General features: G+C 35.0%; 19 protein-coding genes and 1 pseudogene. 18 read left to right on the plus strand and 2 right to left on the minus strand.

Annotated features, from left to right (window positions below; translation table 11 throughout):
* Nucleotides 1-5: 5 nt before the first annotated feature.
* On the minus strand, nucleotides 6-2,945 hold the full coding sequence (locus tag IWX83_RS09735) for a TonB-dependent receptor (protein ID WP_196829336.1): 2,940 nt from the start codon (nucleotides 2,943-2,945) through the stop codon (nucleotides 6-8).
* Nucleotides 2,946-3,178: 233 nt separating this feature from the next.
* Between IWX83_RS09735 and IWX83_RS09740 the strand changes: the two genes are divergently transcribed.
* The 12 genes and pseudogenes from IWX83_RS09740 to IWX83_RS09795 all read left to right on the plus strand — a co-directional run bounded on the left by IWX83_RS09740 (nucleotide 3,179) and on the right by IWX83_RS09795 (nucleotide 18,857).
* Nucleotides 3,179-4,201, plus strand: coding sequence for a LacI family DNA-binding transcriptional regulator (locus tag IWX83_RS09740; RefSeq protein ID WP_073352793.1), 1,023 nt, complete (start codon nucleotides 3,179-3,181; stop codon nucleotides 4,199-4,201).
* 188 nt (nucleotides 4,202-4,389) lie between these two features.
* Nucleotides 4,390-5,919, plus strand: coding sequence for an MFS transporter (locus IWX83_RS09745; RefSeq protein ID WP_196829338.1), 1,530 nt, complete (start codon nucleotides 4,390-4,392; stop codon nucleotides 5,917-5,919).
* Nucleotides 5,912-6,568: a beta-phosphoglucomutase gene (gene pgmB / locus IWX83_RS09750; RefSeq protein WP_073352795.1), complete on the plus strand. Its 657-nt coding sequence runs from the start codon at nucleotides 5,912-5,914 to the stop codon at nucleotides 6,566-6,568. Before IWX83_RS09745 ends, pgmB begins: the two co-directional genes overlap by 8 nt.
* Nucleotides 6,569-6,662: 94 nt before the next feature.
* The gene (locus IWX83_RS09755) at nucleotides 6,663-8,966 is read left to right on the plus strand and encodes a glycoside hydrolase family 65 protein (protein ID WP_196829340.1); all 2,304 of its coding nucleotides are present in this window, start codon (nucleotides 6,663-6,665) and stop codon (nucleotides 8,964-8,966) included.
* Between the two features lie 379 nt (nucleotides 8,967-9,345).
* On the plus strand, nucleotides 9,346-11,223 hold the full coding sequence (locus tag IWX83_RS09760; protein WP_196829342.1) for a glycoside hydrolase family 13 protein: 1,878 nt from the start codon (nucleotides 9,346-9,348) through the stop codon (nucleotides 11,221-11,223).
* A 13-nt stretch (nucleotides 11,224-11,236) separates the two neighbouring features.
* On the plus strand, nucleotides 11,237-12,895 hold the full coding sequence (locus tag IWX83_RS09765; protein WP_196829344.1) for an alpha-amylase family glycosyl hydrolase: 1,659 nt from the start codon (nucleotides 11,237-11,239) through the stop codon (nucleotides 12,893-12,895).
* A gap of 295 nt (nucleotides 12,896-13,190) precedes the next feature.
* Nucleotides 13,191-13,658 carry an NfeD family protein gene (locus tag IWX83_RS09770; RefSeq protein ID WP_231379919.1) on the plus strand — a complete coding sequence of 156 codons (468 nt, stop codon included), beginning with the start codon at nucleotides 13,191-13,193 and terminating at the stop codon, nucleotides 13,656-13,658.
* A 13-nt stretch (nucleotides 13,659-13,671) separates the two neighbouring features.
* Nucleotides 13,672-15,185 (plus strand): annotated as a pseudogene (locus IWX83_RS09775) (flotillin family protein).
* 98 nt (nucleotides 15,186-15,283) lie between these two features.
* Entirely contained in the window at nucleotides 15,284-15,991 is a 708-nt protein-coding gene (locus IWX83_RS09780; RefSeq protein WP_196829346.1) for a glycerophosphodiester phosphodiesterase family protein, read from the plus strand.
* 90 nt (nucleotides 15,992-16,081) lie between these two features.
* The gene (locus IWX83_RS09785; protein WP_196829348.1) at nucleotides 16,082-16,489 is read left to right on the plus strand and encodes a GxxExxY protein; all 408 of its coding nucleotides are present in this window, start codon (nucleotides 16,082-16,084) and stop codon (nucleotides 16,487-16,489) included.
* Nucleotides 16,490-16,812: 323 nt separating this feature from the next.
* Nucleotides 16,813-18,033 (plus strand): NAD(P)/FAD-dependent oxidoreductase, encoded by a 1,221-nt coding sequence (locus tag IWX83_RS09790; protein ID WP_073352801.1) that lies wholly within the window; start codon nucleotides 16,813-16,815, stop codon nucleotides 18,031-18,033.
* An 83-nt stretch (nucleotides 18,034-18,116) separates the two neighbouring features.
* Complete coding sequence (locus tag IWX83_RS09795; protein ID WP_196829350.1) at nucleotides 18,117-18,857, plus strand: hypothetical protein; 741 nt, start codon at nucleotides 18,117-18,119, stop codon at nucleotides 18,855-18,857.
* Nucleotides 18,858-18,910: 53 nt separating this feature from the next.
* On the opposite strand, the gene IWX83_RS09800 is transcribed toward IWX83_RS09795, so the two are convergent.
* Complete coding sequence (locus IWX83_RS09800) at nucleotides 18,911-19,387, minus strand: TspO/MBR family protein (RefSeq protein ID WP_066083101.1); 477 nt, start codon at nucleotides 19,385-19,387, stop codon at nucleotides 18,911-18,913.
* Between the two features lie 266 nt (nucleotides 19,388-19,653).
* Between IWX83_RS09800 and IWX83_RS09805 the strand changes: the two genes are divergently transcribed.
* From IWX83_RS09805 to IWX83_RS09830, 6 genes are all read left to right on the plus strand, one after another.
* A complete protein-coding gene (locus tag IWX83_RS09805; protein WP_196829352.1) occupies nucleotides 19,654-20,736 on the plus strand; it encodes a diphosphomevalonate/mevalonate 3,5-bisphosphate decarboxylase family protein in 1,083 nt (360 codons plus the stop codon).
* Nucleotides 20,737-20,777: 41 nt separating this feature from the next.
* Nucleotides 20,778-20,972, plus strand: coding sequence for a hypothetical protein (locus IWX83_RS09810; protein WP_073352805.1), 195 nt, complete (start codon nucleotides 20,778-20,780; stop codon nucleotides 20,970-20,972).
* Between the two features lie 57 nt (nucleotides 20,973-21,029).
* Nucleotides 21,030-21,968: a mevalonate kinase gene (locus IWX83_RS09815; RefSeq protein WP_196829353.1), complete on the plus strand. Its 939-nt coding sequence runs from the start codon at nucleotides 21,030-21,032 to the stop codon at nucleotides 21,966-21,968.
* A 133-nt stretch (nucleotides 21,969-22,101) separates the two neighbouring features.
* A complete protein-coding gene (locus tag IWX83_RS09820; RefSeq protein WP_231379921.1) occupies nucleotides 22,102-23,025 on the plus strand; it encodes a geranylgeranylglycerol-phosphate geranylgeranyltransferase in 924 nt (307 codons plus the stop codon).
* A gap of 295 nt (nucleotides 23,026-23,320) precedes the next feature.
* The gene (locus IWX83_RS09825) at nucleotides 23,321-24,229 is read left to right on the plus strand and encodes a pseudouridine synthase (protein WP_073352808.1); all 909 of its coding nucleotides are present in this window, start codon (nucleotides 23,321-23,323) and stop codon (nucleotides 24,227-24,229) included.
* An 83-nt stretch (nucleotides 24,230-24,312) separates the two neighbouring features.
* The gene (locus tag IWX83_RS09830) at nucleotides 24,313-24,675 is read left to right on the plus strand and encodes a nuclear transport factor 2 family protein (protein WP_196829357.1); all 363 of its coding nucleotides are present in this window, start codon (nucleotides 24,313-24,315) and stop codon (nucleotides 24,673-24,675) included.
* Nucleotides 24,676-24,746 lie beyond the last annotated feature (71 nt).

The raw sequence follows: 24,746 nt of genomic DNA on the forward strand, positions 1-24,746 counted from the left end.
TTGTATTAGAAATTAACGTTTAAACCTAACGTAAAAGTTATTGGTCGTGGGTATAAATTCCCATCTATACCTCCAGAAATCTCTGGATCCAAACCTTCATATTTTGTAATTATCAAAACGTTTTGAGCAGACAATGTCATTTTTACTAATGAAGAGGCTTTGTCTTTTTGATTGAAAGTATATCCAACACTTACGTTGTCTAATCTTACAAAAGAAGCATCTTGAATGTAGTAATCGGATTCGAAACGTTTGGTATCATTAGATCTGAAACCCGTTTCCAATAGATTTTCAACACCATTAGATAAATCCGTATTTCTGATCAAAATGTTATTGAAAGAACCTTTGCTTGAATCTACGTTGTTGTAATTGTAGTTACCCCAAGATCCTCTCCAGTTCATTCCCATATCAAAGTTTTTGTAGGTCACACTTGTATTGAAACCGTAAAAAACATCAGCTGCAGGTTTGTGGAAACGGTATTTGTCTTGTTGTGTAATCAATCCGTCATTATTTCTGTCGATATACACGCCATCTATTGCTTTTCCATCTACACCGTACGCTTGCTCATATACATAAAATGAACTTGGCGCAAATCCTACTTGGTGATTTTGAATCGTATTCCCTGTAGCACCTTCGTATCCACCAATGTTAATTCCTGGAGTATTTGGTTGTGTAGTTGTCAATTTTGTGATTTTAGAATCTTGGAACGTTACGTTTCCACCAATTCTCCATTCAAAATTGTCATTGCGAAAAGGAATCACTTCTGCTGCAATTTCAATTCCTTTGTTTTCTATCGTTCCTACGTTGTAATTATCAAAGTTTGAAAAACCGAAGAAAGAAGGATTTTGAGTGTACAATAATAAATCTTCAGTAGTTCTTTTGTATAAATCTACACTACCGTTTATTCTATTATTCACAAATCCAAAATCTAAACCTGCATTAACCGTAGTGGTTTGTTCCCACTTCAAATTACTATTGTACGGTTGTGGTCTATATGTGGTATAAAAATCACTTCCAAATTGGTATTGAGCAGCTGTATTAGAAGCTAAATACAAAGGAATAGAAGGATAGCTAATACCAATATCTTGTTGTCCTGTAATACCCCAACCTCCACGAAGTTTTAAAGTAGAAATACTTTCAACGTCTTTCAAGAAATTTTCTTCGTTTAACTTCCAAGCCAAAGCAACTGCAGGGAAATTAGCCCAACGATTTGACTCCGTAAATCTTGAGGTACCATCACGTCTATAAGACAAAGTTAATAAGTACTTGTCAGCAACTGAAATATTTGTTCTTGCAAAAAACGATTGCAAATTGATACGGGAAGGAAAGTTAGGATCAACAGTAGTATTATTACTTTGGAAATTAAAATTTGAAGAGTTAAATGACTCTCTAAAATCTTGGTACGAATACCCTGCAGTTACATCTAATTGTGTATCAATAGACTCCAATTTCTTATTATAATTCAAAAACAAATCCATCAATTTATTGAAACGGGATTGTGTTTTTTCGTAGGTATTGTTATACCCAGAACCAGAAAGCCCATTTAGATAATCAGCTTCAGTATTACCAAAAGATCTTCCTGTTAATTGATCGTAACCAAGATTAGCAACCGCTTTCAATTCTGGTAAAAAATGCATTTTATATTCTGTTTGGATGTTTCCAATACTTCTATAAGCAGTTCCAAAGCTATTTTGTTGTTCAATTTGAGATAAAGGGTTTCTTCCTGACAATTGGTTTATTTGAGTTGGAGAAGTATACCATTGGAAAAAAGTTCCATCAGGATTTCTGACCACTTGTGTTGGATCAAAACGAATTGCCGAACCAATAGCGCCACGATTACTATAGTTACTTTTAATAAGAGAAGTATTGTTGTTCACTTCAATTTTTAAATGATTCTCCAAAAAGTTCCCTGTTACATTTGCAGACATGGTACTACGCTCCATATTATCTCTTTTCAAGATACCATTCAAATTAGCATATCCTACCGATGCTCTATAAACGATGTTATCAGAACCCCCGCTTAAAGAAACATTATGATCTGTACCAATAGCTGTTCTATAGATTTCATCTTGCCAGTCCGTATCAGCAGCTCCCATTAATGCAATTTGAGCGGCGGTTCCGTTAGCCGTTACAAAATCTCTGAACTGTGTACTAGATAAAGCATCTACTTTTTTTGTAATTTCAGATACTTGAAAACTTCCGTTATAGTTTATTTGTAAATCACCTGCTTTTCCTTTTTTGGTAGTAATGATAATTACCCCATTAGAAGCACGAGAACCATAAATAGCCGTTGCCGAAGCATCTTTTAAAACCGAAATAGACTCGATATTATTTTGGTTGATTGTTGTCAATGGATTTCTACTTCCTTCTACCCCACCAGCAGCTACTGGCACACCATCAATTACATACAAAGGATCGTTATTAGCTGACAATGAAGATCCGCTTCTAATTCTAATCGTAGCACCTTCACCTGGAGAACCACCACCATTGATGATTTGTAAACCAGCTACCTTACCTTGAATCATTTGATCCGCAGAAGTTACTGGCCCTTTATTAAAATCTTTTGAAGTCAAAACTGTTACAGCTCCTGTAGCATCTTTCTTCTTAACCGTTCCGTAACCCACTTGGATTACAACTTCTTTTAACTGATTGGCATCTTCTTCTAAAGATACATTCAGTGAATTTTGAGCAACATAATCCACAACGGTATTCATGTAACCAATATAAGAAAAAACGATTTTATCGCCTCTTTTTACATTTGTAAGCTGGTATTTACCATCAAAATCAGTAGAAACTCCGTTTGCAGCACCCTGTACATTTACATTTACCCCCGGAATTGGTTGTCCAGATGCTTTATCCAGAACAGTTCCGCCCACCGTATTCTGAGCCAGAACGCTAAAAGGGAGTAGCAGTAATAAAATTAACAACTTTTTATAAATTGTTTTCATACTTTTTGTTTAATTTAATTTAATTTTTCTTGAATTTTCAAGCTTAACTAGTACTTCGAATGTTAAATTTATGTAAATTTTAGTACTCCCGACAAAGACCAAATTTTAAAGGGCTACGAAAACGTAATAGTGTTGAAAACTTTCTGATTTATTTAAATTTTTACCACTTTAATTACCATTTGTAAAATTTAATTTTACCTTTAGTAAGAAATAAATTTTTACCAAAAACTACTATGAAAAGGAAAATAACGCTTAAACAAATTGCAAAAGAATTAGACGTTTCCATTTCAACAGTTTCCAAGTCACTTAGAAACAGTCTCGAAATAGGCGAAGAAACTAGACTTAAAGTGCAGGCTTTCGCCAAATTCTACAATTACAAACCCAACAATATTGCGCTTAGCTTAAAAAATAGAAAAACCAAAACTATTGGAATCATCATTCCAGAAATTGTGCATCATTTTTTCTCTACGGTCATCAACGGAATTGAACATGTAGCCAACGAACATGGTTATAGTGTGATCATCTGTCTTTCAGATGACTCCTTTGACAAAGAAGTGCTTAATATGGAAATGCTTGCCAATGGAAGTATCGATGGTTTCATCATGTCACTCTCTAAAGAAACCCAGTTTAGAGGAGATTTTCATCACATTACAGAAGTTATCAATCAAGGCATGCCAGTTGTCATGTTTGACAGAGTTACCAATGATATTCTGTGCGATAAGGTGATAATTGACGATCAATCTGCAGCGTATGAAGCCGTTCAAAGCTTGATTGATAAAGGTCGGAAAAAGATTGCCCTTGTGACCACTGTAGATTACGTGAGCGTGGGTAAACTCCGAACGGATGGTTACATTAAAGCACTTTTAGACAATGACATCCCCTTCAATGAAAACCTAATTATAAAAATCGAAGATGTAGATACTTGCGAAATCACTATTGGAAAACTATTAGAAGACAAAGCTATTGATGCTGTTTTTGCTGTAAATGAACTATTTGCTGTAACCATCATTAAAACGGCCAATAAAATAGGACTCAATGTTCCTAAAGATCTTGCTGTTATCGCCTTTACGGATGGCATAATTTCTAAATATTCTACTCCTACTATTACAACAGTGAGTCAAAGCGGCATAAAAATGGGAAACAAGGCCGCAAAAATGCTTATTGAAAGACTAGAGTCGAAAGAAGATGAGGAAGATGAAAACTATAAAACCGAAGTAATTGAAACCCATTTGATCGAAAGAGAATCAACGAATTAGCTTTTGTTTGTTAATTTTTGACTTACTACAACCTTGTAGTAAAAAAAGTTCTCTATTTTTTGTTTCTCAAAAACAAAAGTTTGAAATATATTTTTATATTTACCCCTCAAAACTTTAACTTTTACTTCGAAAATAAGATAAGTTTTGATAAGCATAGCGCTTATCGTATTAATATTTAAATTACGATAATGGAAAAGCGTAAATTAAGTTTCTGGCAAATTTGGAACATGAGTTTCGGTTTTCTAGGGATTCAAATGGGTTTTGCCTTGCAAAATTCGAATGTCAGCAGAATATTTCAAACTTTAGGCGCTAACATTGATGACATCCCTATTTTATGGGTGGCTGCTCCTATGACTGGATTAATTATCCAACCTATAATTGGGTATTTCTCAGATAGAACCTGGACTAAATTAGGTCGGAGAAAACCTTATTTTTTAGCAGGGGCTATTTTAGCTTCGGCAGCATTATTTATCATGCCCAATTCTCCCGTTTTATGGATTGCAGCAGGAATGCTTTGGATTATGGACGCTTCTATTAACGTTTCAATGGAACCCTTTCGCGCTTTTGTTGGAGACAATCTTCCAGAAAAACAACGCACCCTGGGATTTGCCATGCAAAGCTTTTTTATCGGAATTGGCGCTTACTTCGCATCAAAACTACCGTTAATCTTTACCCATTTTGGCGTTGAAAACACCGCACCACTTGGTGTAATTCCTGATTCAGTTAAATATTCCTTCTATTTTGGCGGAATTGTATTTATTGTAACGGTTCTCTGGACTGTTATCACCTCTAAGGAATATTCTCCTGAGGAGCTAGCCGCTTTTGAACAACACAAAGAAACCACATTCACAAAAGAAGAACATACTGCAGACTGGTTCATTACTAATGGAAAATCACATTTATCAAAAGGAATTCTATTTTTGATCGTTAGTGTATTATTTTCGGCACTGATTTATAACTACGATTTAAAGAAAGACTTATATGTCCTCTCCCTTGGGCTCATCGGTTTGGGTGGGTTGGCTATGCTGGTTTCTGGTATCATGCAAAAAAACAATAGCACTAACAATGGTTTTGTGACCATCATGAATGATTTTCAGTTCATGCCAAAAATCATGAAGCAATTAGCCTGGGTACAATTCTTTTCTTGGTTTGCACTTTTCTCCATGTGGATTTATACGACACTAGCGGTGACCCAACACATTTATGGAACAACAGATACTACCTCTGAAGCCTACAATACAGGGGCGAATCAAGTAGGTGAAATGTTTGCCAATTATAATTTGATTGCTGCCATTGCCGCTTTTTTACTCCCGCTATTGGCAAAATATACCAGCACAAAATTTACTCATTTTATTGCATTAGTATGCGGTGGTTTGGGACTTATCTCTATGTATTTCATCCAGGAACCTACGGCTTTTATGATGGAATGGCTGCCCATGATTGGCATTGGAATTGCTTGGGCCAGCATCCTGTCCATCCCTTACGCCATGTTATCGGGTTCCTTACCTTCTAACAAAATGGGGTATTACATGGGAGTTTTCAACTTCTTTATTGTTATCCCACAATTAGTAGCTGCCTCGATTTTAGGATTTTTAATCTCTCAATTCTTTAACAGCGAACCTATTTATGCCCTATTAATTGGTGGGGCTTCCATGATCCTTGCGGGAATTATAGCTCTAACCATTAATGACGAATCAAAAATTATAATAAATGAATAAGAAAGCATTCATCTTCGACCTTGATGGAGTAATTGTTGATACAGCGAAATATCACTTTTTAGCATGGCAAAAAATTGCAAATGAGTTAGACATTGACTTTACATTAGAACACAACGAGCTATTAAAAGGCGTAAGCCGAGTACGCTCTCTTGATATTATTTTAGAATTAGGAAAAGTAACCGCTTCGCAAGAAGACAAAAACAAATGGCTGATTCAGAAAAATGAAGAATACCTGACGTATTTGGTAGACATGGATCAAAGCGAACTACTGCCCGGCGTTCTAACCCTGTTACAATATTTAAAAGAAAAAAACCAACCCATTGCTTTAGGTTCAGCCAGCAAAAATGCACGTCCTATTTTGGAGAAAACGGGAATCAGACATTATTTTGATGCTGTTGTAGATGGAAATGATGTGACAAATGCCAAACCGGATCCCGAAGTTTTCCTGATGGCTGCAAAATTATTGAACACCAAACCCGAAGATTCAATCGTTTTTGAAGATTCAGTGGCAGGAGTTCAAGCAGCTAACATTGGAAACATGACCAGCATAGGAATAGGAGAAGCAAGTACTTTACATGAGGCAAAATATATCTTTACGGATTTTACAGCCATAGACACCGCTTTTATAGAAGAATTAATTAAAGGATAAAGAAACAAATTCAAAAAGTAAAAAAGATTAGATTGAATGTGGATCACAACAATCTTTGAATTTCTAAATGATTGAATTTTTAAATTAGAAAAAAATGAATCAAGATTATATAAAACCGGATAATTGGTCTATCATAGAAGAAGGATTTGATGCCGAGTGTGTAAAATCATCCGAAAGTTTGTTCAGCATTGGTAACGGCGCCATGGGACAACGTGCCAATTTTGAAGAAAATTATACTGGAGAAACCTTCCAGGGAAGTTATATTGCCGGAATTTATTATCCAGATAAAACTAAAGTGGGCTGGTGGAAAAACGGCTATCCGGAATATTTTGCCAAGGTTTTGAATGCACCAAACTGGATTGGAATCGACATTGAAATCAACGATGAAAAACTGGATTTGAATACGTGTTCTGACGTTAAAAATTTTCGTCGTGAGCTGAATATGAAAGAAGGTTGGTACCATCGTTCTTTTGAAGCTACCTTAAAAAACGGTACTGAAATTTCCGTAAATGTGCGTCGTTTTCTTTCCTTGAACTTGGATGAGGTTGGCGTTATTAATTACGAAATCACACCTTTGAATAAAGATGCAAAAATAATTTACAAACCGTATATTGATGCTGGTGTAACCAATGAAGATGCGAACTGGGAAGAAAAATTCTGGAAACCGCTTGACGTAAAAAAATCTGGAAATGAGGCTTTTGTAACCGCTCAAACGTTCAAAACTCATTTCAAAGCTACCACTTTCATGCAAAATACCATTTTGACAAATGGTGAAAAAACGGGAATTTCTCCTTCTAATATTGATGCAAAGGCAGATAAAATTCAATTTAGCTATGATGTCATTGTGGCTCAAGGCCAGAAATCATCGATACAAAAAATTGGTGGCTACACGGTTTCTTTAAACCATGAAAACACTATTACTGCTGCCGAAAAAGTGATTCAATCCGCTTTGGCATTAGGATATGAACAAATGTTGCAGGACCAAATTAATGCTTGGGCAAAAATTTGGGAAATGTCAGACATTACCATTGATGGCGATGTAAAAGCACAACAAGGAATTCGTTTCAATATTTTTCAGTTGAACCAAACCTATTTAGGAAAAGATTCCCGATTGAATATTGGACCAAAAGGATTTACCGGCGAAAAATACGGCGGATCTACCTATTGGGACACTGAGGCGTATTGCATTCCGTTTTACATGGCGACCAAAGACCAAGAAGTGGCCAGAAACTTATTGACGTACCGCTACAATCAATTGGATAAAGCCATTGAAAATGCAACCAAATTAGGATTTACTAACGGAGCTGCTTTGTACCCAATGGTGACAATGAACGGCGAAGAATGCCATAACGAATGGGAAATTACTTTTGAAGAAATTCATAGAAATGGTGCCATCGCATTTGCCATTTATAACTTTTACAGATACACTGGCGATTACAGTTACATTCCTGAAAAAGGACTAGAGGTTTTAATCGGAATTGCGCGTTTCTGGCATCAAAGAGCGAATTTTTCGACTAATTTAAACCAATATGTAATTCTTGGCGTTACGGGTCCTAATGAATATGAGAACAACGTAAACAATAATTTCTACACGAATTATATAGCAAAATGGTGTCTGGAATATACCTATGAACAAATTCAAAAAGTGTCTCTGGAATACCCTTCGGATCACAAAAGAATTACCGAAAAAGTAAAAATCTCAGATTCCGAATTACAATCTTGGAAAAAAGTTTCGGACAATATGTATTTCCCTTTTTCGGAAGAACATAATGTATACTTGCAACAAGACGGTTTCTTGGACAAAGAATTGGTTCGCGTAGTGGATTTGGACAAAAGTCAAAGACCAATCAATCAAAAATGGTCTTGGGATCGCATTTTGCGTTCACCTTATATCAAACAAGCCGATGTTTTACAGTGTTTTTATTTCTTCGAAGATCATTTTTCGAAAGAAGAACTAAAAAACAACTTTGAATTTTACGAATCTTTTACGGTTCATGAAAGTTCACTCTCACCATGTGTGCATTCTATTCAAGCCGCTTTATTAGAAAAAATGGACATGGCATACACGTTTTATTTAAGAACTTCGCGTTTGGATCTTGATGATTATAACAAAGAAGTGGAAGAAGGCTGTCACATTACCTCTATGGCCGGAACTTGGATGAGTATCGTAGAAGGTTTTGGAGGCATGAGAATTAAAGAAGATAAACTTCATTTTTCTCCAAAAATCCCAAAAGAATGGGAAGGCTATTCGTTTAAAATTAATTTTAGAAACCAAATTTTGAAAGTCGCTATCAATCACAAGGAAACTTCTTTTTCCATTGACGGCACTAAAGAATTGGAAATCATAGTAAACGGTCAGCCTATTGTAGTTAAGTCAGACAATTTAGCTACCGCCTAAAAAAAAATTACTAGAACTTGCCGTTCAATCTATCATTTAATTAAAAGCGCAGTTGAGCTTACAAACAATCCCAATTCACATTGGGATTGTTTATATAAGTCTGAGTCTTATTTGAATTAGTCACGGCATAAGCTATAAGAATAAAACAATGGCGCATTTTTTTCCATATAAGTCATTTAAGTTTCATTTGTGAGGCTTACATAACTTAAGCAACAATAAGGTCATTTAAGGTTTAATGCTTATATGACTTATATGTTAAATATTATTTCAGTCATTTTATAGTACGATATTAAATAGGTCCAACTACTTAATTCCTTGTAACAGGCATCTTTTTTTGTAAAATTCTCATTAAAATTAAATGTAATCAATGTATTTCAACATGAATAAAATTATTTCTTTACCTTTCCAAAATAGGGATTTTCTAAAAAAAATAACCGTATTCCTTTTTTTTATGTCTTTAACTTTACACGCTCAAATCGACAAGGTAGAACCTCCATTTTGGTACGCAGGTATGCAAAATCCTGAGTTACAAATATTGTTCTACGGCAAAGAAATTGCACAATACCAAGTTACAGCTTCGAACGGAATAAAAATTACCAACGTTAAAAGAACAGAAAATCCCAACTACATTTTTGTTACCATTGACACCAAAAAAGTAGCAGCAACTGATTTCGTTTTTACTTTTAAAAGCGATAAAAAAGAAACATTTACACAAAAATACAGCTTAAAGAAACGAAGAGAAAAATCTGCGCAACGCAAAAGTTTCGATTCTTCGGATATGATGTATTTACTGATGCCTGATCGCTTTGCCAATGGAAACAGAAACAACGACAGCGAGAAAAACACTAAAGAAAAAAACAACCGAGATTTACCTGGCGGTAGGCACGGTGGCGATATTGAAGGAATCATAAAAAACTTAGATTACATTGCAGCACTTGGAGCAACTGCCATCTGGAGCACACCACTTTGCGAGGACAATGATGCCGCTTATTCCTATCATACTTATGGCCAATCTGATGTGTATAAAATAGATCCTCGTTATGGAACTAATGAAGATTATGCACGATTGGCAACTGAAATGCACAAACGAGACATGAAACTGGTGATGGATTATGTGACGAATCACTGGGGAATTGAACATTGGATGATGAAAGAGTTACCAACAAAAGAATGGATTAATCATTTTGATAGCTACACTCAAACCAATCATAAACGAACGGTAATTCATGACACCAACGCCTCTGAAATTGATAAAAAAATTGCCATAGACGGTTGGTTTGTTCCCACAATGCCTGATTTAAATTTAAAGAATCCTTTGACTTTAAAATACTTGATTCAGAATGCGATTTGGTGGATTGAATCAGCTGATTTGGATGGTTTTAGAGTAGATACTTATAATTATTCTGATCCAAAAGGAATTGCAAATTGGACCAAATCCATAACCGATGAATACCCCAATTTTAATATTGTAGGAGAAGTTTGGATGCAAAGTCAAGCGCAAATGGCCTATTGGCAAAAAGACAGCAAAATTGCCGCTATTCAAAATTACAATTCGTACCTACCCAGTATAATGGATTTTACATTATACGAGGCAACCAGTAAAGTTTTCAACGAAGATAAAGGCGCATGGGACAAAGGAATGGTAAAAATCTATGATAATTTTACGAATGATTTTCTGTATCCAAATACGAACAATATGTTGCTATTTGTGGAAAATCACGATACCAATCGCATCAATCAAACCTACGAAAACGACATTAGAAAATACAAAATGGCCATGACCGTATTGGCAACGGTTCGTGGGATTCCACAATTGTATTATGGAAGCGAGATAGGTATGGCTGGCGATAAAAACAAAGGTGATGCGGATATCCGTCAGGATTTTCCAGGCGGTTGGGAAGGCGATCCAAACAATGCTTTTGTTAAAGAAGGACGAACTCCTGGACAAAGTGAGTATTTCGATTTTACATCTAAATTATTCAATTGGAGAAAAGCAAAAAAAGTGATTCATTCCGGAAAAATGACGCATTACATTCCTGAAAATAACACCTACGTCTATTTTAGATACAATGCTGAAGAAACCATCATGGTGTTACTAAACAACAGTAATGAAACCAAAACGATAAAAACAGACCGTTTCAAAGAAAACAGCAAAAACTTTAAAACAGGAAAAGATGTGATTTCTGAATTAACGTTTGACATTACCAACGAAATAATAATAGAACCTAAATCGGTTTTGATTTTAGAATTGAAATAAAAATTACAAAAAAATGAAAAAATATTCAATCCCATTTTTACTAATTACGATGACTTTACTAAGTAGTTGCTCCAGCACAAAAACGGTTACTGAGAGCAACAAAACCCCTTTCGTTTGGGAAGGAGCGAATGTTTATTTCCTGATGACGGACCGTTTTAATAATGGAGATACTTCAAATGATATGAACTTCAACAGAACTAAAACTACGGGAAAATTGCGTGGTTTTGAAGGTGGCGATATCAAAGGGATTTCTCAAAAAATTGATGAAGGTTATTTTGATAAATTAGGAATCAATGCCATTTGGTTTACACCAATTGTAGAACAAATCCACGATGCCGTTGACGAAGGAACGGGATTGAGTTATGGGTTTCATGGCTATTGGGCCAGAGATTGGACGAACTTAGATCCTAACTTTGGAACCAAAGAAGATTTAGCCGCTTTAGTTCAAAAAGCACACGCACACGGAATCCGCATCATTCTAGATGGCGTAATCAATCATACAGGACCCGTAACTGCCGAAGATACGGTTTGGCCAAATGACTGGGTGAGAACCGGACCCAATTGCGATTACAAATCTTTTGATGGAACAACCGCTTGTACACTTGTTGCTAATCTTCCGGATATAAAAACAGAGAACAATCAAGCAGTGACTTTACCGCCTTTTTTAATCGAAAAATGGAAAAAAGAAGGACGTTACGAACAGGAAATGAAAGAATTGGACGCGTTTTTTGCTCGTACGGGATATCCAAGAGCACCAAAATATTACATCATCAAATGGTTGACAGATTACATCACAGAATATGGAATTGATGGATATAGAGGCGATACCGTAAAACATACCGATGAAACCGTTTGGGCCGAATTTAAAACGCAATGTGATTATGCGTTTGCCACTTGGAAGAAAAACAACCCTACAAAAGTATTGGATAACAATTCCTTCTATACCCTTGCTGAAGTATACAATTACGGCATTAGCGGCGGACAAGATTTTGATTTTGGAGACAAAAAAATTAACTATTTCAAAAATGGTTTCAACAACATGATCAATTTTGAATTCAAATGGGATGCACAAAAAGACTATGAATTTATTTTTTCTAAATATTCAAGCAAACTCAATAATGAACTGAAAGTATACAGTGTTTTAAACTATTTGTCCTCGCACGATGACGGCGGGCCTTTTGATGCCAAACGCACCAAAAGCAAAGAAGCAGGGACAAAATTATTGCTTTCCCCTGGAGTATCACAAGTATATTATGGTGATGAAAGTGCTCGTTCTCTCGTAATTGAAGGTACACAAGGCGATGCAACTTTGCGTTCCTTTATGAATTGGGAAGCTATCAAATCAAATCCAGAAACACAGAATACACTTTTGCATTGGCAAAAATTAGGACAGTTTAGAAAAAATCACCCTTCAGTTGGAGCAGGAATTCACCAGCAAATTTCGGCTCAACCGTATATTTTTTCCAGAACTTTTTCTAAAGGAAATTATTCGGATGCAGTGGTAGTAGGATTGGATTTAGCGAATGGCACCAAAGAACTTTCAGTGGGGTCAATTTTCGAAGATGGATCAAAAGTAAAAGATGCCTACTCCGGCAAGGAAGCCATCGTTTCCAGCGGAAAAGTAACAATTGATTCAGCATTTGATCTTGTATTACTGGAATTGAAAAAATAGTTTGAAGAAAAACTCATCAGGATATTACAGAACTTCAAAAATTTAATTTAGGACTTTACGAGAAGTATATTTACAACCAAAAGGCACAGTTTCAAAGCGATCTGTGCCTTTCATTTTAAGATAGATTTTATTAGAATAAATAATATTTTCCATTTGTAACCTTTTGTAAAAAATATCGTCTACTTTAGACAATCAAATCATAACTATAAATTTTTTAGAAAATTACGAACCATTACTCAAGGCTTTCTGGTACATTGCTTTACCAGTAAGCTTATTCTTTGGATTCCAAACCATTATGACCTTTATTGGTTTAAGCGACGGTGAAACCGACATTGATTCTGATGCTATCGACGGAGAATTACCTTTTGAAATTTTTACTTTACGTAACTTAATCAACTTTTTATTAGGATTTAGTTGGACCGGAATTTCATTTTATAACAGTATCCAAAACAAAACAATTTTAATTATTATTTCTGTTTTAGTAGGGTTGTTTTTTGTTGCTATATTCTTTTTCGTAATTAAACAAATTTTAAAATTGTCTGAGAACAATAGCTTTAAAATAGAATACGCACTTCACAAAACAGCACAAGTATACCTAACAATCCCTGAATCGAAATCCGGCAAAGGAAAAATACTTATTAGTATAAATGGAACTTTTCATGAATTAGATGCCATGACTTTTTCACCTGAAAAAATTCCTTCAAACACTTCGGTAAAAGTCGTGGCTATCGAAAACAACTTATTAATTGTAGAAAAATATTAAATTAAACTAAACCATGACTGAAATTATCATTATTGTTGTTGCTGTATTTGTTGTTTTTGTAACCTTCTTAACCCTTATTTCTCGATACAAGAGATGTCCCTCAGATAAAATTCTAGTTATATATGGCCGCACAGGTGGAACCTCTGCAAAATGTGTGCATGGTGGCGGTGCTTTTATTTGGCCTGTTGTTCAAGATTTCCAGTACCTAGATTTAAAACCACTTTCTATTGATGCCAATTTAACAAATGCTTTGTCGCGTCAAAATATTCGTGTTGATGTTCCCTGTCGATTTACTATCGCCATTTCAACCGAAGCAGAAAGTATGAATACCGCTGCTGAACGTCTATTAGGTTTACTACCGGAGCAAATTCAAGAGTTAGCTAAGGACATTTTGTTTGGTCAACTACGCTTAGTTATTGCGACTATGACAATTGAAGAAATTAATTCTGACAGAGATAAATTCTTGGATAACATTTCGAAAAACGTTGATTCTGAATTAAAGAAAATTGGTTTAAAATTAATTAACGTTAACGTAACGGATATCAAAGATGAATCTGGATATATTGAAGCTTTAGGAAAAGAAGCTGCTGCAAAAGCAATCAATGAAGCAAAAATTTCAGTTGCTGAACAAGAAAGAATTGGAGAAACTTTAAAGGCATTGGCTGATCGAGAAAAAGACGTTCAAATTGCTGAAACGCACAGAGATCGTGATGTGAAAATTGCAATAACTAATAAAGACCGAGAAGTTAGTATTGCTGCTGCTTTTAAAGACGAAAGTATTGGTAAAGCAGAAGCACAAAGAGATACCCGCGTAAAAACATCTGAAGCCAATGCCGTTGCAATTCAAGGGGAAAATGAAGCCCGAATTGCTATTGCACAGTCAGAAGCAGCGCGACGAGAGCGCGAGGCGGAAGCGTTGCGAACTGCTTTAGCATCTGAAAAGTACAAAGTGCAAGAGCATTAGAAGAGTCTTATGCTGCCGAACAAAAAGCGGAAGAAGCTCGTGCAGAAAGAGAACGATCTACACAAAATGCAAATGTGGTTATTCCTGCGCAAATTGCGAAACAAAAAGCAATTATAGATGCACAGGCGGAAGCAGAAAAAACAAGAGAATTAGCAAAAGGGGAAGCAGACGCCATCTTTGCAAAAATGGAAGCCGAGGCGAAGGGTTTATATGAAATTTTAACTAAACAGGCCGAAGGGTACCGTGCAGTAGTTAGTGCAGCAGGTGGCGACCCAACAAAAGCCTTTCAATTATTATTAATTGAAAAGTTGCCCGAATTAGTAAAAACCCAAGTTGAAGCAGTTAAAAATATCAAAATTGATAAAACTACTGTTTGGGATTCTGGTAATGCAGGAGACAACGGGGCTGGATCCACTGCCAACTTTGTCGCTGGAATGATGAAAACCGTACCTCCCTTAAACGATTTGTTCAACATGGCAGGACTTAACTTACCTACTTACTTAAAAGGAGAAGATAAAAGTGAAGAAATAAAAACTACTACACCTGTTGATGACTTAAAGTAATTTTTTAATGCAAACCACAAATGAATCCATTTATAAAAGCACAAACCAATTAAGTTTGTGCTTTTGTATTTATACTACCTTTGTGAAAAATTACTTCCATGCTCAAAATTGGACATCGTGGCGCAAGAGGACATGAACCAGAGAATACGTTGGCTTCATTCCAAAAAGCATTGAATGTGCAAGTGGATGGCATTGAACTGGACGTTCATTTAAGTGCTGACGGTGAAATAATAGTAATTCATGACGAAACTATAGATAGAACTACCAACGGAGAAGGCTTAGTAAACACCTTATCTTTACGCGAATTGAAGGCTTTTCGAATCAATGAAACAAACAACCCTAGGCATTTAAACGAACTAGCGCAGCAAATCCCAACACTCAAAGAAGTCCTTGAGTTGGTAAACCAAGATTGTTTTATCAATATTGAACTAAAAAGCTATGAAGTAACGGACAAAGTAGTTGCACTTATTGAAAAGTATGTTACCAAAAAAGGCTGGAAATACGACCAATTTTTAGTTTCCAGTTTTGATTGGAATGCGTTACAACAAGTGGCGTTTTTAAATGATAAAATCCCTATTGGAGTTTTAACAGAAACCGATTTAGACTTGGCTTTGGCTTTCGCCAAATTCATTCAGGCAAAATCAATTCATCCGCATTTTCATCTATTGACCAAAGCAAATACGGCACAAATCCAAGTAAAAGGATTCGATGTTTTCCCTTGGACAATTAATGAATTAGAAGACATTCAAAAAATAAAAACCTTCAACGTAAACGGAATCATCACTGATTTTCCCAATAGAATATGAACTAGAATATTGTATTTTTGACAAAATGTTTTTTTTCTCTACCATTAAGAAAATTAAGTCATTTAAGTAACTAGGTAAAAGTTTCAATTCATGACAAAAAAAGAGATTACACAATTATCTTATGAAATTATTGGTTACGCAATAAAAGTTCATAAAAAACTAGGACCCGGTCTACTAGAAAAAATTTATGAAGAATGCTTGAAATATGAATTAGAAAAAAACGGGTATAATGTAAAACAACAATTAAATATTGAAATAGATTACTACGATTTAGAACTCGCACATGCATTACGTTTGGACTTGCTGGTAAATGAATCAATTATTGTTGAGTTAAAAACTGTGGAAAAATTTCATCCAATTGACGAAGCAAAACTACTCACCTACATGAAATTATTAGGCATGCCACAAGGATTACTAATCAATTTCAATACTACTAACATTTCAAAATCGTGTAAGCCTTTAATTAACGAGTATTTTTTACGACTATCTGATGAATAACTTAAAAGTGCTGAATGATTAAGAAATTTACAGTAACAACAACTTAAATCTCTTAACTCCCTTAATTGTTAAAAAAAATAATTAAACAATTAAGCAAATTAAGGTCATTAAGAAATTTACAGTAACAATAACTTAAATCTCTTAATTGTTAAAAAGAAATGATTCAACAATTAAGGGAATTTGAGGTCATTAAGAAAATTACAGTAACACTAAAAACTTAATTAGCTTTACTCTCTTAATGGTTCAAAAAAAATAATAAAACAATTAAGGGAACTACATTTGCATAAAAAACTTAACGACCTAACTCTAGCAATAGATAATAAATGAATCAAAATTTCGACATAATAATAGTAGGCGGTGGAGCAGCGGGTTTTTTTACAGCCATTAACATCGTGGAGAAAAATCCAAAACTGAAAGTCGCCATTTTAGAGCGTGGCGGTGATGTACTCCAGAAAGTACGCATCTCAGGCGGTGGAAGATGCAACGTAACCCACGCTTGCTTTGAACCGAACGAATTAGTAAAGTTCTATCCGCGTGGCGAAAAAGAATTGCGAGGTCCATTTCATCAGTTTTGTTCTGGCGATACCATTGAATGGTTCGAGAAACATGGCGTGGAACTCAAAATTGAAGCAGACGGACGTATGTTTCCGGTCTCCAATTCATCACAAACCATTATTGATTGTTTCCTAAAAGCGACACAAAAACTTGGAATTGCCGTACTGACCGGTCAAAGCGTACAATCTATTTTCAATCCCGAAGTTTCAGGAGAAAAATTTTGGAAAATAGAAACCCAAACTGAAAATTATCTTGCCGAAAAACTGATTCTAGCTACCGGAAGCAATCCTAAAATCTGGGAAATGCTGCAGTCTTTTGGGCATGCTGTAATTACTCCAGTCCCTTCCCTATTTACGTTTAATATCAAAGATTCTAGAATAAAAGAATTACCTGGTGTTGCCGCTTTAGCAACCGTAAAAGTAAAAGATACCAAACTTACTTCCACGGGACCTTTATTGATCACGCATTGGGGAATGAGTGGACCTGCGATATTGAAACTCTCCGCTTGGGGTGCCCGAATCTTGCATGATAAAAATTATCAGTTTACCATTTTCGTGAATTGGTTGAATGACGCAGAAAAAGAAGATGTGGAGAAAAAGCTAAAAGAATTAAAGCAAGAACACGCTAAAAAATCAGTTTCCAAAAAATCACCATTTGAAATCACCAATAGATTATGGGAAAGTTTAGTGCTCGCTTCAGGAATTGAAGCCGAAACGAAATGGGCTGATTTATCAAAATTACAGCTGCAAAACTTAACAAATCAACTTACAAATGGCACTTTTCAAGTCAATGGAAAAAGTACGTTTAAAGAAGAATTTGTAACGGCTGGCGGAATCGATTTAAAAGAAATCAACTTCAAAACTATGGAAAGTAAACTGCATGAAAACCTTTATTTTGCTGGTGAAATTGTTAATATTGACGCCATTACCGGAGGATTCAATTTCCAAAATGCATGGACAAGCGGGTTTATTGTGGCAGCTTCAATTTGAATTTAATTAACAAGAGTTTAAAACTTCAATAAGTTTTATTTAAGAAGATTCTGATAACTTTACCACCGTATTATCAGATCTTTATGAAAACAAAACTACTCGTTTCTATTTGTACTTTTATAATTTATCAAAGTGGTTTTGCACAGGCAAGCGAACGCATTCAAGGACAAGTGCACTTTGATAAAACCGCCGCAACCAAAGTTGAGGTAATCAATGCTACCACCAAAACCGTTACTTTGACCGATTCTGATGGAAATTTTACAATTAATATTGAAATTAATGATGTTTTGGTTTTTGTTGCAAAAAATCATGAAATAAAAGAATTAAAAATTTCAGTCGCGGTATTAAACCAAGGTTTTCTTAAAGTCACATTATATTCTAAAATTGAAGAACTAAAAGAAGTAGTCGTGCAAAATATGCCGTCCATAAAGCTTAGTAAAGATGCGAAATGGGAACAAGGAAAATTGGATCAATACACATTGGAGAAAAATGCAAAAAAATTGAAAAATCCAGGTGTTTACGATGGCACCATTGAGAACAGCATGGATTTAATGAGAATTGGCGGAATGATTTTTAAATTATTTAAAAAAGAGAAAGAGGTAGCTGCTGATAAAGGCCCACTTTTAGCTTTTACTGACGCTGCAAAAACGAGATGTAAAGCTGATTTTTTTACCGAAACCTTACAGCTAAAGCCAAGACAAATTGATGATTTTTTGGCTTTTTGTGCCAAAGACCCAAAAGCCGATAGCATAGCTAGCGAAAGAAATGAACTGACGTTAATGGAATTTATGAGTACAAAAATTTTACACTACAAACCCGATTAAACTTTATGCCGAATTAATATAAAAAAACTCATAACTGAAATAAAGCCTACCAACTATCGATTCAACCACCAAATGCTTCCATTTAAAACGGCAGCAAAACTAACCCAAGCCAAATACGGAATAAATAAATAACCCGCGATTTTATTGATTTTGGCAAACTGAATGTAGGTTTCAAATATCATTAGCCATAAAACGATAATTTCTAATCCCGCTAACATCGGGTTCTGCAAGCCAAAAAATAAATAAGACCACAAGGCATTTAGCCCTAATTGTATGGCAAAGAAAACCAATGCTTTCTTGACTAAATCCCGCTCTTCTTCTATGCGGTTCCAAACTAAACCTGCCGCAACACCCATCATCACATACAGCGTACTCCAAACGGGCGCAAAAATCCAATTGGGTGGATTAAAACTTGGTTTAATCAACGTAGGATACCAAGTAGTGATCGCAGAGCGGGTTACGTTTCCTGAGAAATAACCAATAACAAGACAAGTAACAACAACTGCTAATATTCGGGTGATTTTATTCATTTTGATGTGTTTTACGATTTACAAATCTAATGAAATCTTGTTCACATTTCAAGTAAACAACATTAAGGTTCGTTACACGACCGTACTATCGCAGCTTTAAACAGCAAGTGTAATTTTAAAAAAATACAAGCTAGAATCATATTCAAGTAGACCAAACAATTAAAAGAACGAATAAAAAATGATGATTGCCATAACCAATCATTAAAAAAAAATCTGCGAATCAGCAGTTACAAAAAAAAAGTATCTTTGCGTAAATTATATCATTCATGATTTCAGCAAACGATTTTATTCCATCAAAATATACACATTCGGTTGAAAGCGGTTTTTTTCAATGGAGTGCACCCAGCAATATTGCCCTTGTAAAATACTGGGGCAAAAAAGACAATCAAATTCCAGCTAATCCATCGGTGAGTTTTACCTTGAATAATTGCAAGACGATTACTAAATTGGCTTTCGCCAAAAAAGAGAACCAAGGTTCTTTTTCATTCGATTTGCTTTTTGAAGGACAATCTAAAGAAGATTTCAAGCCAAAAATTCAAAAATTTCTAGAACGAATAGAAATCTATTTGCCCTTTTTAAAAGACTATCATTTTACGATTGACACTGAGAATACTTTTCCACACAGTTCTGGAATTGCTTCTTCGGCATCAGGAATGGCCGCTTTAGCCATGAATTTGATGAGCTTAGAAAAAGCGTTAAATCCGGAAATGACCGATGATTATTTCTTTCAAAAAGCATCTTTATTAGCGCGTTTGGGTTCTGGAAGTGCCTGCCGCAGTGTAAAAGGCAAAGTCGTAGTTTGGGGAAATCAAAAGAATATCCCAGCGAGCTCTGATCTTTTTGGAGTAGAATTTCCACATGCAATTCACGAAAATTTTACTAATTATCAGGATACTATTTTACTAGTTGACAAAGGCGAAAAGCAGGTTTCGAGCACAGTGGGTCATGATTTAATGCACGAGCATCCTTTTGCCGAAAGACGATTTTCTCAAGCGCACGAAAATTTAGACCATCTCATTACTATTTTTGAAAATGGTGATTTAGACGCTTTCATAAAAATAGTTGAAAGCGAAGCCTTGACGTTGCACGCCATGATGATGACTTCAATGCCTTATTTTATCTTAATGAAGCCGAACACCTTACAGATCATAAATGCGATCTGGAAATTTAGAAAGGAGACTAAAATTCCTGTTTGTTTCACGCTGGATGCTGGTGCCAATGTACATGTTTTGTATCCCGAAAACACTAGCGAAAAAGTTTTGCAATTTATTAAGGACGAATTAGTTGGCTATTGCCAAAATGGGCAGTACATTTGCGACAGAATTGGAAATGGTGCTGTTTTGATTTAATCTGTTTTTTAACTATCTTTATTTTTTAAAGAGTTATAACTATGGACATCCAATCAGAGAAATTAGAATTAATTAAATTACTTATAGAGACGGACGACACAGCTATAATAGAATCTATAAAAAACATTTTCAAATCAGAAAAAAAGGACATTTGGAAACAATTATCTGCCGAAGAACAAGAGAAAATCGATCTTAGAATTCAAGAAGCAAATCGTGGAGACCAAGTTGAATTATAAAAATTATAAAATAAATACCTAATTATCAACCCCCAAATTGTTAATTTACAACACCCTATGAAAGGACCTTTGTTTTACTCAAAAATATTACTCTTTGGAGAATACGGAATTATTCGTGACTCAAAAGGGCTTTCAATTCCCTATAATTTCTATAATGGCGCGCTTAAGAAAGAAGAAAATCCTTCTGCTGAGGCAATAAAATCAAATGCAAATTTAAGGCGTTTTGTAACGTATTTAGAAACTTTACAAAACGAGCAGCCAAACTTGGTTACTTTTGATTTAACGACTTTAAATAGTGATATTGAGACAGGAATGTATTTTGACTCCAGCATTCCGCAAGGATATGGCGTAGGAAGCAGTGGTGCATTGGTAGCTGCGATTTATGATAAATATGCTCACAATAAAATCACGGTTTTAGAGAATTTAACACGGGAAAAATTATTGCAATTAAAAAATATATTTTCTCAAATGGAGAGTTTTTTCCACGGAAAAAGCTCTGGTTTAGATCCTTTAAACAGTTATTTGAGTATTCCAATTCTAATCAATTCCAAAAATAATATTGAAGCAACTGGTATTCCTACCCAAAGTTTTGACGGAAAAGGCGCCGTATTTTTGTTAGACTCCGGAATTGTAGGTGAAACGGCTCCAATGGTAAATATTTTTATGGAAAACCTAAAAGACAAAGGTTTCCGTGCGATGTTGAAAAATCAATTTGTAAAATATACGGATGCTTGTGTAGAAAATTTCCTTGGCGGAGACATGAAATCTTTGTTCATGAACACCAAGAAATTATCAAAAGTGGTTTTGAATAACTTCAAACCAATGATCCCAGAACAATTTCACGGAATTTGGCAACAAGGAATTGACAGCAATGATTATTATTTAAAACTTTGTGGATCCGGTGGTGGTGGTTACATCTTAGGTTTTACCGAAGATTTAGAAAAAGCAAAAGCTTCTTTGAAAGATTACAAACTTGAAGTAGTGTATCAATTCTAATTCCTCTTTCTCAAAAAAAGTAGAATACACTCAAATAAACTTTAAAACATTTTCACCTTCCTGCCCTGCCTGCACTAGCCAGGTTCGTGGCTAACCTATAACAAGAATGAACAGAAAGAACAAACTTTTATTGATGAAAATTATAAGTTTGTTCTCGGTGGTTCGCGGGTATAATATTCCAATAATTATTCTAGCGCAGTATCTCTCTGCGATATTTATTCTGGCTCCCGAAAAAAGAGCGTTAGATATTTTGCTCGATTTCAATTTATTTATTCTAGTTTTTGCATCATCACTTACGATTGCTTCCGGCTATATCATCAATAACTTTTATGATAGCCAAAAGGATTTAATTAACCGACCTAATAAGTCCATGTTAGATCGATTAGTAAGCCAGAAAACAAAACTAAGTGTGTATTTTACGCTTAATTTTATTGTGGCTTTGATGGCATTATTCGTTTCGTGGCGCGTTTTTTTATTCTTTTCAGGATATATCTTTTTCATTTGGTTTTATTCTCATAAAATAAAAAAATACCCTATTGTAGGAAATCTTACTGCGGCAGTATTGGCAGTTTTGCCTTTTTTTGCGATACTCCTCTACTTTTACACCCGCATTCCCTTTGAAGATATAGAGAATTATAAAAGACAACTTGGAGTTATTTTTTCGCATGCCAGTTTTTTATTTTTATTACTGTTGATTCGGGAAATAATAAAGGACTTAGAAAACCTAAAAGGGGATTTAGCCAATGATTATAAAACGATTCCTATTGTTTACGGCGAAGAGATATCAAAAATAACCATCACGGTATTGACCATTCTGACTGTTTTACCCGTTTATGCTTTGATTGATATTTATGATGTGGGCTATATGGATATTTATTTTTATTCTTGTCTGATTATCCTAATCTTCTTCTTGCTTTACTTGTGGAAATCCAATGCGAAACCACAATTTTTGCTGCTTCACAATGTATTGAAATTCCTTATTGTTGCCGGAGTATTTTGCATTGTCTTGATTAATCCAAGTGTTTTATGGCATGGAAAAAGATTGTTGATGGTTTAATGTTACCTTTTTCCAAATTATAAAAAGGATAAAAAAACATTCTCGAAATTCTCCTATATTACCCGATAGGGTAGCCCCGATAGTAGAGAAAATCCTTTCTAGTCCTGAACTTGTTTCAGGATCCTGAAACAAGTTCAGGACTAGAAAGATTGAAACGATAGCGGGAAATAGCTCTAAAAAATCATACTAAAATATATTAATTGGCTTATTAACTAGACAGTTAGCGTTTTTATAATTGGTGGTTATTGATTGTCAAGTATATAAATAGTATCTTTGCACAAATTATTGGAATATTATGAATAACAAGGAAGGCAATAATAAGAAAAGTGGTCCAAGAGCAGCTAGCTCAAGACCCAGTTCGAATAAGCCAAAACCTGCCATGCAGAAGCGCGCTCAAGGGCCGAAAAAAGTTAAAGTTACTACTAAAGTTGCCGATATCGCTACTGATAAAGTAGAGAAAAAACCAAATCAAGCACCAAAGAGACCGAAAGTAAAAGACGAAATTCGTTTGAATAAATACATTGCTAATTCAGGTGCGTGCTCGCGTCGTGATGCGGATATTTATATTCAATCCGGGACTGTAAAAGTAAACGGAATTCCTGTTACCGAAATGGGATACATGGTAAAACCAGGTGATGTTGTGAATTTTGACGGGTCTACTTTGACACCAGAGAAAAAAGTATACATCTTACTGAACAAACCTAAAAACTTTACCACTGCGATGGACGAAGGTCAGGAATATCGTAATGTTTTAGAATTGGTTAAAGGTTCTACTACTGCAAAAATTGGTGCAGTTGGGAGAATGGACAAGAATACAACTGGTTTGTTATTGTTCACAAATGATACGGACATGATTCGTAAATTTACATTACCAAGTCAAAAATCATCTAAAATTTACCAAGTTTCACTAGACAAAAACTTGAAATTTGAAGATTTAGAAAAAATAAATAAAGGTTTGACGCTTGACGGACACCGCGTTTTTGTGGAAGATGTAAGCTACATTGAAGGTGAAGCTAAAAGTGAAATTGGATTGCAGTTAAGATCATCCAATGTAAAAGTGGTCCGTAATATCTTTGAACATTTCAGTTATGATGTTTTGCGTATTGACCGCGTTTCGTTTGCTGGTTTGACCAAAAAGAATTTGCCAAGAGGAAACTGGAGATTGCTTACTGAACAAGAAATTATCAATTTGAAGAACGTTTAATATTTCTTTGAAATTATACAATGAAATCCCTTTCGCATAGCGAAATGGGATTTTTTTAATTAAAAATTCAATCCTAAATAAGTATGACACCAGAAAAATTACAATCAATTGCCTTTAAATGGTTTGAAACTTTCAATAATAAAGAATTAGAAAAATTACTGTCTTTATATGACGAAGATGCCGTTCATTTTAGTCCAAAATTAAAAATGTATAAACCGGAAAGTAATGGTTTTGTTACCGGTAAAGAAGCATTACGAGAATGGTGGAAAGATGCTTTTGAGCGTTTACCAAGCTTGAATTACAAAGTAAAATCGCTTACTGCCAATGGCGACCGCGTTTTCATGGAATACATCAGAACAGTTACCGGTGAAGACGATTTGTTGGTTGCGGAAGTATTGGACATTAGAGAAGACAAAATAATTGCTTCCCGAGTGTATCACGGATAAAAACCGATTTTGATCAGAAACAAAAAAAAACCCTACGACAATTTATTTATATCGTAGGGTTTTTGCTTTAG

Origin of the sequence: Flavobacterium sp. CG_9.1, assembly GCF_015751645.1 — a bacterium.
Classification (GTDB): Bacteria; Bacteroidota; Bacteroidia; order Flavobacteriales; family Flavobacteriaceae; genus Flavobacterium; species Flavobacterium xanthum.

What these genes read in the sequence shown, in the direction of transcription:
- IWX83_RS09735 (WP_196829336.1), bottom strand. Translation starts at nt 2,945, where the DNA reads ATGAAAACAATTTATAAAAAGTTGTTAATTTTATTACTGCTACTCCCT.
- IWX83_RS09740 (WP_073352793.1), top strand. Translation starts at nt 3,179, where the DNA reads ATGAAAAGGAAAATAACGCTTAAACAAATTGCAAAAGAATTAGACGTT.
- IWX83_RS09745 (WP_196829338.1), top strand. Translation starts at nt 4,390, where the DNA reads ATGGAAAAGCGTAAATTAAGTTTCTGGCAAATTTGGAACATGAGTTTC.
- pgmB (WP_073352795.1), top strand. Translation starts at nt 5,912, where the DNA reads ATGAATAAGAAAGCATTCATCTTCGACCTTGATGGAGTAATTGTTGAT.
- IWX83_RS09755 (WP_196829340.1), top strand. Translation starts at nt 6,663, where the DNA reads ATGAATCAAGATTATATAAAACCGGATAATTGGTCTATCATAGAAGAA.
- IWX83_RS09760 (WP_196829342.1), top strand. Translation starts at nt 9,346, where the DNA reads ATGAATAAAATTATTTCTTTACCTTTCCAAAATAGGGATTTTCTAAAA.
- IWX83_RS09765 (WP_196829344.1), top strand. Translation starts at nt 11,237, where the DNA reads ATGAAAAAATATTCAATCCCATTTTTACTAATTACGATGACTTTACTA.
- IWX83_RS09770 (WP_231379919.1), top strand. Translation starts at nt 13,191, where the DNA reads ATGACCTTTATTGGTTTAAGCGACGGTGAAACCGACATTGATTCTGAT.
- IWX83_RS09780 (WP_196829346.1), top strand. Translation starts at nt 15,284, where the DNA reads ATGCTCAAAATTGGACATCGTGGCGCAAGAGGACATGAACCAGAGAAT.
- IWX83_RS09785 (WP_196829348.1), top strand. Translation starts at nt 16,082, where the DNA reads ATGACAAAAAAAGAGATTACACAATTATCTTATGAAATTATTGGTTAC.
- IWX83_RS09790 (WP_073352801.1), top strand. Translation starts at nt 16,813, where the DNA reads ATGAATCAAAATTTCGACATAATAATAGTAGGCGGTGGAGCAGCGGGT.
- IWX83_RS09795 (WP_196829350.1), top strand. Translation starts at nt 18,117, where the DNA reads ATGAAAACAAAACTACTCGTTTCTATTTGTACTTTTATAATTTATCAA.
- IWX83_RS09800 (WP_066083101.1), bottom strand. Translation starts at nt 19,387, where the DNA reads ATGAATAAAATCACCCGAATATTAGCAGTTGTTGTTACTTGTCTTGTT.
- IWX83_RS09805 (WP_196829352.1), top strand. Translation starts at nt 19,654, where the DNA reads ATGATTTCAGCAAACGATTTTATTCCATCAAAATATACACATTCGGTT.
- IWX83_RS09810 (WP_073352805.1), top strand. Translation starts at nt 20,778, where the DNA reads ATGGACATCCAATCAGAGAAATTAGAATTAATTAAATTACTTATAGAG.
- IWX83_RS09815 (WP_196829353.1), top strand. Translation starts at nt 21,030, where the DNA reads ATGAAAGGACCTTTGTTTTACTCAAAAATATTACTCTTTGGAGAATAC.
- IWX83_RS09820 (WP_231379921.1), top strand. Translation starts at nt 22,102, where the DNA reads ATGAAAATTATAAGTTTGTTCTCGGTGGTTCGCGGGTATAATATTCCA.
- IWX83_RS09825 (WP_073352808.1), top strand. Translation starts at nt 23,321, where the DNA reads ATGAATAACAAGGAAGGCAATAATAAGAAAAGTGGTCCAAGAGCAGCT.
- IWX83_RS09830 (WP_196829357.1), top strand. Translation starts at nt 24,313, where the DNA reads ATGACACCAGAAAAATTACAATCAATTGCCTTTAAATGGTTTGAAACT.